At 69.1% G+C, this 7,955-nt stretch carries 7 protein-coding genes; 3 read left to right on the top strand and 4 right to left on the bottom strand.

What is annotated here, in order from left to right; translation table 11 throughout:
- Nucleotides 1-151: 151 nt before the first annotated feature.
- Both ABH926_RS51040 and ABH926_RS51035 read right to left on the bottom strand, forming a co-directional pair.
- On the bottom strand, nucleotides 152-1,540 hold the full coding sequence (locus ABH926_RS51040; protein ID WP_370374674.1) for a hypothetical protein: 1,389 nt from the start codon (nucleotides 1,538-1,540) through the stop codon (nucleotides 152-154).
- A 5-nt stretch (nucleotides 1,541-1,545) separates the two neighbouring features.
- Entirely contained in the window at nucleotides 1,546-3,609 is a 2,064-nt protein-coding gene (locus ABH926_RS51035) for a right-handed parallel beta-helix repeat-containing protein (RefSeq protein ID WP_370374673.1), read from the bottom strand.
- A gap of 188 nt (nucleotides 3,610-3,797) precedes the next feature.
- Between ABH926_RS51035 and ABH926_RS51030 the strand changes: the two genes are divergently transcribed.
- Complete coding sequence (locus tag ABH926_RS51030) at nucleotides 3,798-5,552, top strand: alpha-galactosidase (RefSeq protein WP_370374672.1); 1,755 nt, start codon at nucleotides 3,798-3,800, stop codon at nucleotides 5,550-5,552.
- 36 nt (nucleotides 5,553-5,588) lie between these two features.
- Here the strand turns inward: ABH926_RS51030 and ABH926_RS51025 are convergent, their stop codons facing one another.
- Together ABH926_RS51025 and ABH926_RS51020 are read right to left on the bottom strand one after the other, a co-directional pair.
- Nucleotides 5,589-6,611, bottom strand: coding sequence for an alpha/beta fold hydrolase (locus ABH926_RS51025; protein WP_370374671.1), 1,023 nt, complete (start codon nucleotides 6,609-6,611; stop codon nucleotides 5,589-5,591).
- Between the two features lie 84 nt (nucleotides 6,612-6,695).
- Nucleotides 6,696-7,160, bottom strand: a complete 465-nt coding sequence (locus ABH926_RS51020; protein ID WP_370374670.1) for a MarR family winged helix-turn-helix transcriptional regulator — start codon at nucleotides 7,158-7,160, stop codon at nucleotides 6,696-6,698.
- 112 nt (nucleotides 7,161-7,272) lie between these two features.
- On the opposite strand from ABH926_RS51020, the gene ABH926_RS51015 reads away from it, so the two are divergent.
- Both ABH926_RS51015 and ABH926_RS51010 read left to right on the top strand, forming a co-directional pair.
- A complete protein-coding gene (locus ABH926_RS51015; protein WP_370374669.1) occupies nucleotides 7,273-7,599 on the top strand; it encodes a multidrug efflux SMR transporter in 327 nt (108 codons plus the stop codon).
- 28 nt (nucleotides 7,600-7,627) lie between these two features.
- The gene (locus ABH926_RS51010) at nucleotides 7,628-7,948 is read left to right on the top strand and encodes a multidrug efflux SMR transporter (protein ID WP_370374668.1); all 321 of its coding nucleotides are present in this window, start codon (nucleotides 7,628-7,630) and stop codon (nucleotides 7,946-7,948) included.
- Nucleotides 7,949-7,955 lie beyond the last annotated feature (7 nt).

The following is a 7,955-nucleotide window of genomic DNA, read 5'->3' as shown; positions in this document are numbered from 1 at the left end:
ACGGGGCCCCGTTTGCAGATCTGGCACGGCACGGACGGGGCCACCCACCAGTGGACCCTGCCTACCGGTTGCGGGCGGGCGGCCGGGTGGATGCGTGGGGCGCGCGTCTGGTGGACGCGCGCCCCACAGCTGTTCTCGGTAGCTGTCCTCCTTAGTGGGTGACCACGAGTGCCGCGCTGCCGGCCGGGACGGTGACGGTCATCCGGGTGCCGGAGACGGCGATGTGCTTGGGACTCGGGGTGAAGGTGCCGTCGCCGCTCACCGCGGAGCCGGCGATGGTGATCGCCGTCGAGGTGAGGGACGGCGCGGTGAGGAGGTAGCCGGAGCCGGAGGACGCGGGGGCGGGGAGGGTGACGGTCGCGGTGACCGCGGTCGTGCCCTTGTTGTCGAGGATGACGTTGTCGCCGATCGCCCACGCCGAGACCGAGGTGCTGCCGGTGACGGTGGCCGTGTGGAGCGTGCCGGCGCCGGCGAGTTTCCATAGGAGTTCGCCGTAGTAGACGCCTTGCACACCAGTCGGGGTCAGGCCGTTGAACGCGATCGGCGAGTAGTTGAGGGTGAACTGGGACGAGGTCCCGCCGTGGAAGTTGACACCGGCGGCACCGTCCGCCGCGAGCCCTTCCATGAAGTCCAGCGACCACAGCGAGGCGGCCTGCACGTTGCTGATGCCCGCGGCGCCGCCGTGGAAGTAGGAGTTGGCCTCGGTCATGCGCCACTGCGGGATGTGGTCCGCGGTCTTGGCGCCGGCAATCGCTGTGGCATCGGTGGTGAAGCTGCTCGGGTTGGACGAGAGCATGCCGGCGATCGAGGCCGTGGTGTTGCTGCCGATGTACATGTGCATCGACAGCATGGCCAGGTGGTTGTCCTTCTCGTCGGCGGCGAACTGGGCGTCCCAGCTGCCATGGCGATACGTGCCCGGGCCGTCGAACACCGCTTGCGGCACCTTGGCGCGGATGGCGGCGGTGTAGGTGTTGAAGGAGGCCTCGTAGGCGGCCTCGGTGCCGTAGACGTTGGGCTCGTTGCCGATCTCGAAGGCGACCAGGTTGGAGCCCAGCGCGTGCGCGGCGAAGGCCGCCTCGGACGCGGCGTTGGCGGGGGTGTTGGTCTTGAGGTTGATGCCGTAGATGACGTGCCAGCCGGTCGCCTTGGCGAACGCGGCCAGCTTCGTGACGTCGGCCGGCGCGATCTCCGACGCCGAGCCGCCGGCACCGGCCGGGTTCCAGTTCACGATGTCGACCAGGTTCCCGCCGATGCGGAGACAGCCGGGACCGAGCAGACGGAACAGGTTGACCAGGGCCGTGTCGCCGGGGTCGAACATGCCGGCGCCGACGCGGTCCTTCTCATAGCTGAAGCCTGCGAAGCCGGTGCCGACGACGCCCGCGGCGCTGTGGTCGACGGTGACGGTGACCGGGGTGTGGGTGCCGGCGGACGCTTGGTTGGCAGCAGCGGCTTGGTTGGCGGCGGGCAGGGCGATCAGAGCGCAGGCCAGACCGATGGCGCAAAGGCCTCGGCGGCGGCGGAGGCGAGACGGGAGTCGCATGGCCCTCACCCACCCGAAACCGGCGGCAGCGGGGCCTGGGTCCAGCTGAGGATGCCCTTGTAGGCCGCCTCGATACCCGCATTGGCCGCGATCGAGGCGGGGACCTGCGAGGGACCGGTGATCGTGGTGTTGTTCGCGACCGTGACTCCGCCGCCGGTGGTGTAGCCCGAGGGGTTCTGGAAGTAGTTGCCCTCGACATCGGTCGGGTCGTAGGTCGTGGTCGCGCCGGGTGCGTAGTCGGAGTGCCGCGAGGCCCAGGCTTGGGCGTTCGGGTTGTTGGAGACCGCGTTGCCGGTGATGGTCTCGAAGGTGCAGCCGTTGTCCGTGTAGATGACGTGCCCGCTGCCCGTCTGGTCGTGGATGTCGTTGCCCGACACGTGCTCGCCGTCGGCCAGGGAGGTGCCGGTGATGCCCTGCGTGTAGATGGCGCCGCCGTCGTTGAGCAGGCTCATGTGGTCGAAGATCAGGTTGTTGGAGATGGCGTTGTCGCGCGAGAAGTTCGCCTGCGGCGCCTCCTTCTCCTTGTCCGGCCAGCCGCCCCAGCCCTGCGAGATCGCGGTGTAGGGCGTGTGGTCGATCTGGTTGTGGCTGACGGTGTCGTGCGCGGCGTAGCCGGAGTCGATGCCGATGCCGCCGTGGAACTCGACCGGGACGTCGAAGACGTGGTTGTCGGTCACCGAGTTGCCAGAGGTCTGCGACGCGCCGGTGGCCGTCGGCAGGTCCACGTTGCCGAGCTGGATCCCGTTCCCGGACACGTCGGTGACCACGTCGTCCTTGACCACGTCGTTCTGCGAGCCGTCGCCGAGGGCCAGGCCGGCCGCGCCGAGGTGGACGAACGCGTCGCCGGTGAACTGGATGTGCTGGTCGTAGGTCAGCGAGACGTTGCCGGGGATCTGCGTCCACGCCGCGTAGGGGCACGATCCGAGTGTGTAGCTCGACGGCGGAACGTGGCACAGCCCCTGCGAGGCCGCGCCCTTCGCACCGGTCACCTGGTAATTCGCCTGGATCTCGGAGAAGCCGTCGCTGGTGCCCTGGGTGTGGAACTGCGGACCGAGCCAGGTGGCGTAGGAGAACTGGATGCCGGAGAACACCACGTTGTGCAGCGGCGCCGAAGCGGTGCCGCCGCCGGTGACCAGCTGTTGCAGCACCGGCGCCTCGACGTCGGCGGTGCTCATCGTCTCGCCGGGGCGCGGGACGTAGTACAGCTTGCTGTCACCCTGGTCGAGGAACCACTGGCCGGGGGTGCCGGCGCTGAGGAACTGGAAGGCGTTCTCCACGCTCGTCGGCTGCTCGGTGATGGAGCTGCGGCCGACCAGGTTGTACGCGCGGCCGTCGGGGAACGACCCGGCGCGGGCCGTGGAGTTGGTCCAGCACGGCTGCGCCATGACCACGGCCGCGCCGCTGAACGAGGCCACCGGGCAGCGCGGCTCGGTCCAGGCGCCGAGACCGCCGCGGTAGACGAACTCCAGCTGCGGTTTTGCGCCGCTGGGGTTGCGCCAGGCCGCCATCTTCGAGCCGCCGCCGCTGTAGCCGGTGGAGTCCTGGCCGGTCAGTGCGGCGGGCAGGGTGCCGTTGGCACGGGCCGCGCGGGAGCCGTTGACGTAGAGCTGCCGCGTCTGCAAGCCGGCGGGCGCCTGCGCGACCCAGATCGGGCTGCCGGCGCTCATCGGCTTCCAGCCGGTGATCTGGGCCGAGCCGGCCAGGACCGGATGGGCGCCGCTGTCCGCGGTCCAGACCACGTTGTGGCCGTTGGTGCCGGAGTCGGCGGCGGTGAGTGTCAGGGGGCTGTTCATGCGGTAGAAGCCGTCTTCCAGGACGACTGTCACGTCGGCGCCCATGTTCTGGTCCAGTGCGCGGACCAGGGTTTGCGCCTTGCCGATCGTCTGGACCGGGGCGGAGGCGGTGCCCGGGTTGCTGTCGCTGCCGTGGGGCGAGACGTAGACCTGTCCGGCGACCGCCGGCGTGGCGGCGCGGCCGACCGTCATGGATCCCGCCGCGCCCAGAAGGGAAACCGTCGCCGCTCCGATCATCAGAGATCTGATGCCGAGCGGCACAGAACGCTTTGTCATGCGGCGGAGTCAAGCAAACATCCGAGGTTTCGGCAACGGTGTCCGCAGAATGCGGGAGTTAAACACGGTTTCATGGGGATTCATCATCGAACCTTGAGATCATTCATCCGACCCTTGCCGCGCGCCGCCCGGCGCAGTACCTTGCGCTGCGGAACCGAGTAAATCTACTTTACTAGCGGGAGCCCACGATGAGGCGACGTTCGCGAGCAATCACAGGGATCAGGACGTGGACCGCGGCCGTCGGACTGGCGGTCGTGGCCGCGCTCCTGCCGCCGGTCGGGGCCGCCGCCCCGGCGCACGCGGAGGCCAACGGCGTCGGGCTCACCCCGGCGCTCGGGTGGTCCAGCTGGAGCTTCGTCCGCAAGGACCCGACCGCCGCGAAGATCGACGCGCAGGCCGACGCGATGAAGGCGTCCGGGCTGGCCGCGGCCGGCTTCCAGTATGTCAACGTCGACGACTTCTGGTACCAGTGCCCGGGGAGTCAGGGCCCGAATGTGGACGCGAACGGCCGCTGGGTCACCGACGCCACGAAGTTCCCGGCCTCCGGCGGCACCAACGGGATCCAGGCTGTCGCCGACCACGTGCACGCCGACGGCCTCCAGTTCGGCCTCTACGTCACGCCCGGCGTCTCCCAGCAGGCCGTCGCCCAGAACAGCGCGATCCTCGGCACGTCGTACCACGTCAAGGACATCGCGACTACGACGGCCGAGAAGAACTACAACTGCAAGGGCATGGTCGGCATCGACTACACCAAGCCCGGCGCGCAGGCGTTCATCGACTCCTGGGCCGACGAGTTCGCGTCCTGGGGCGTGGACTACGTGAAGATCGACGGCGTCGGCACCTCCGACGTCCCGGACATCCAGGCGTGGTCGAAGGCGCTGGTGCAGACCGGGCGTCCGATCCACCTGGAGCTGTCCAACAACCTGGCGATCGGCAGCGCCGCGACCTGGAAGCAGTACGCCAACGGCTGGCGCACCAGCGGCGACATCGAGTGCTACAGCAGTTGCAGCACGGCCGGGACGCTCACCGACTGGTCCCACGTCCAGAGCCGGTTCGGGCAGGTCGCCTCGTGGCAGCCGGACGGCGGGCCCGGGGCGTTCAACGACTACGACTCACTGGAGGTCGGCAACGGCTCGGCCACCGGCCTGACCGACGCCGAGCAGCAGTCGCAGATGAGCCTGTGGGCGCTGGGCGCGAGCCCGCTGATCCTGGGCACCGATCTGACGGCCCTGAACCAGACCGAGCTCGGCTACCTGAAGAACGGTCGCGTCCTGGCTGTCGACCAGGACGCGATCGATGCCCCGCGCATCGTGAACAACGGAAACCAGCAGGTCTACAGCAAGAAGGAGAAGGACGGCAGCGTCATCATCGGCCTGTTCAACGACGGCGGCACCGGCTCGACCACGGTGAGCGTCCCGCTGTCGGCCGCCGGGATCTCCGGCGGCGCGAGCGCGACCGATCTGTGGAGCGGCGCTTCGCTGGGGACCATCAGCGGCACGTACAGCGTGACGCTCGGCCCCGGCGCGGTGAAGCTGATCAAGGCGGTGCCCGCGGGGAGCGGCGGGAGCGTCACGATCGAGGCCGAGGCGGCCGGCAACACGATCGCCGGGGCCGCACGGGTGTCCGCGTGCGCCGCGTGCTCCGGCGGCCACAAGGTCGGGTACATCGGCAACGGCGCGGCGAACTACGTGACGATCAACGGCATCACCGAGCCGACCGCCGGCAGCCACACGCTCACCTTCGCCTACCTGGTCAGCGGCACCCGGAGCTTCTCGATCAGCGTCAACGGCGGCCCGGACATCGTGGAGCAGCTGACCGGGACCAGTTTCGCGACGCCGGCCACGGCGAGTATGACCGTGCAGCTCACCGCGGGGAGCAACACGATCAAGTTCCACAACGACACCGCGTACGCGCCGGATCTGGACGTGGTCACCGTGAGCTGACGTCGGCACCGGCTTGAAGTTGCCGGACGCCGCCGCTCAACAGCCGGTTTCGGCGCGGGTTACCAGCGCTTCCACGGACGCCGCCACCTGTGCTGGATGGGAGACCAGCGACAGGTGGTGGGCGCCCTGGATGACCGTGGGTGCCGGTGCCCCGATGTTCGCGGCGACGCTCTCCGGCGCGTTGGCCGCGAACATCGAGTCCTGCGCGCCGAAGGTGACCGCCTTGGGCAGGCACAGTTGCTTCAGCTGGGCGAGGCGGGAAGCGGGGAGGCCAGGCCCGCCGACGTTGTCGATGGTGTCCCACAGCCCTTGTTCGGCGTCGGCCACCTGATAGGGGCGCCGGAACCGCTCCACGCCCGCGGCATCGAGGCGTGGGCACGCCGGTCCGCATTCCGAGGCGTAGATGGTGCGGATGGCCCAGTCCGAGCGCAGCACCAAGCGCAGGGCCGAGGTGCGCAGCGGTCCCAGGATCCATGTGGGAGGGCTCGGGATCGGCAGGCCGTCGCCGTCGAGGAACATCAGGCCGCTGTAGGTATGGGGCGACTCCAGTACCGCTTCGGCAGCCACGGCCGCGCCGCTGGAGTGTGCCACGAGCACCGGACGGTCAATGTGCAGGGCGGCGACCAGGCCGTTGAGTTGGGCGGCCATGTGCTGCGGCGTATAAGGGGAGACGCGCTGGCTGTAGCCGGAGCCGGTGAGGTCCAGAGCGTAGACACGGTGGTCCCGCGCCAGCACGGCGGCCAGATCCTGCCAGGTGTCGGAGTCCTCGAACGCGCCGTGGACCAGGACGATCGGCGAGCCGCCGGTCCCCCAGGTCTCGTACCGGGTGTGGATGCCGGCGGCGGTGATGTAGGTCAGGCCCGGCGGCGGCGCGACGGTGCCCGCGGTGTAGGCGTTGTAGGGCACCGAGAGCATCGTCAGCGTGACGAAGACGACCGCCGCCGTCTTGGCCGCGCGCCGCAGGACGCGGCGGTACCAGGGGCGGCGGGGCAGGTCGACGGTGTCGTACTGCTCCGCTTCCGGAGTGGGGTCCGCAACGTCGAGGTCATCCGTCGCCATGGAAGTGATCCTCGCTCGCTGTGGGCTGCTTCGGCATCGGCCGGAGGTGGGAGTTCGGGGCTACGCCCGGGAACGTACGCCGGACTACACGACGGCGCGCGCGGCCTCGACGATCGCGGCGTGGCCCGGATCGGCCTCGGCGAGTTCGTCGAGGGCGGCGCTGAGAGTGGTCTCGTAGGTGATGCGGGCTTCGCGGTAGCGGTCGCGGCCGGCGGCGGTCAGGACGGTGTAGGCGCCGCGCTTGTCGTCGGGGCACAGATCGCGGTAGGTGAACTCGGCGGCGTTGAGGCGGTTCACCAGGCGGGTGACCGAGCTCTGGTTGAGGCCGAGGCGGTCGGCGAGTTCGGTCATGCGCAGTTCGTTCTTCTCCGCCTCGGTGAGGAAGCCCAGGGCGCGGTATTCGGACAGGCCGAGGCCGTGGCGGCGTTGCAGGACGGCCGCCAGACGGCCCTCGACGTGCGTGTGCAGGATCAGCAGACGGTTCCAGGTGTGGGAGTCTGTGGCCTTCGTGGCCTTCGTGGTTTTCGTGGTCTTCGCCGACGACGGCATCGAATCACTCCTCGGGCTGATGCTTGACAGCAGTTTAGTTGTACGTGCATGCTTTTTGCATCCCCAAGAACTTGCACGTACATGCAACTAGCAGTCGAGGAGATGTGTTCCCATGCCCTGGGCCTACCTGCTCATAGCGTCCGTCTTCGAGGTCGTGTTCGCGCTGGCGACCGACGCCACCCACGGTTTCACCGTGCTCGTCCCGTCGCTGCTGACGATCGCCGCGGCCGGCGGCGGGATCTTCTTCCTGAGCCTGGCCCTGAAGACGCTGGACGTCGGCGTCGGCTACACGGTCTGGACCGGGATCGGTTCGGTGGGGACGGTCGTCTTCGGGACCGCGCTGTTCCACGAGGCGGTGACGCCGGCGAAGGTGCTGGCCTTCGTCCTGATCATCGGCGGGGTACTGGGGCTGAAGGTCGCCGACAAGCTCGCCGCCTGACTCACTCACCCTTCGGGAGGGAACCACCATGGCCTGGATCTACCTGCTCATCGCCTCGGTCTTCGAGGTCGCGTTCGCGCTGGGCACCAACGCCACCCGGGGCTTCACCCGGCTGTGGCCGTCGGTGTTCACCCTGCTGGCCGCCGCCGGCGGCATCTTCACGCTGAGCCTGGCGCTGCGGACGCTGGACGTCGGCGTCGGCTACACCATCTGGACCGGCATCGGATCGATCGGCACCGTGGTGCTCGGGTCGGTGATCTACAAGGAGAAGATCACCACGCCGAAGATGGCCGCGTTCGCGATGATCATCGCCGGCGCCCTGGTGCTGCGGCTCGGCTCAGGAGGCTGATTCCGGA

It is taken from the genome of Catenulispora sp. GP43 (assembly GCF_041260665.1).
Lineage (GTDB): Bacteria > Actinomycetota > Actinomycetes > Streptomycetales > Catenulisporaceae > Catenulispora.
Note: the sequence above shows the minus strand (reverse complement) of the source record. Positions and strands in the feature narration are given on the sequence as shown.

What these genes read in the sequence shown, in the direction of transcription:
- ABH926_RS51010 (WP_370374668.1), top strand. Translation starts at nt 7,628, where the DNA reads ATGGCCTGGATCTACCTGCTCATCGCCTCGGTCTTCGAGGTCGCGTTC.
- ABH926_RS51035 (WP_370374673.1), bottom strand. Translation starts at nt 3,609, where the DNA reads ATGACAAAGCGTTCTGTGCCGCTCGGCATCAGATCTCTGATGATCGGA.
- ABH926_RS51030 (WP_370374672.1), top strand. Translation starts at nt 3,798, where the DNA reads ATGAGGCGACGTTCGCGAGCAATCACAGGGATCAGGACGTGGACCGCG.
- ABH926_RS51040 (WP_370374674.1), bottom strand. Translation starts at nt 1,540, where the DNA reads ATGCGACTCCCGTCTCGCCTCCGCCGCCGCCGAGGCCTTTGCGCCATC.
- ABH926_RS51020 (WP_370374670.1), bottom strand. Translation starts at nt 7,160, where the DNA reads ATGCCGTCGTCGGCGAAGACCACGAAAACCACGAAGGCCACGAAGGCC.
- ABH926_RS51015 (WP_370374669.1), top strand. Translation starts at nt 7,273, where the DNA reads ATGCCCTGGGCCTACCTGCTCATAGCGTCCGTCTTCGAGGTCGTGTTC.
- ABH926_RS51025 (WP_370374671.1), bottom strand. Translation starts at nt 6,611, where the DNA reads ATGGCGACGGATGACCTCGACGTTGCGGACCCCACTCCGGAAGCGGAG.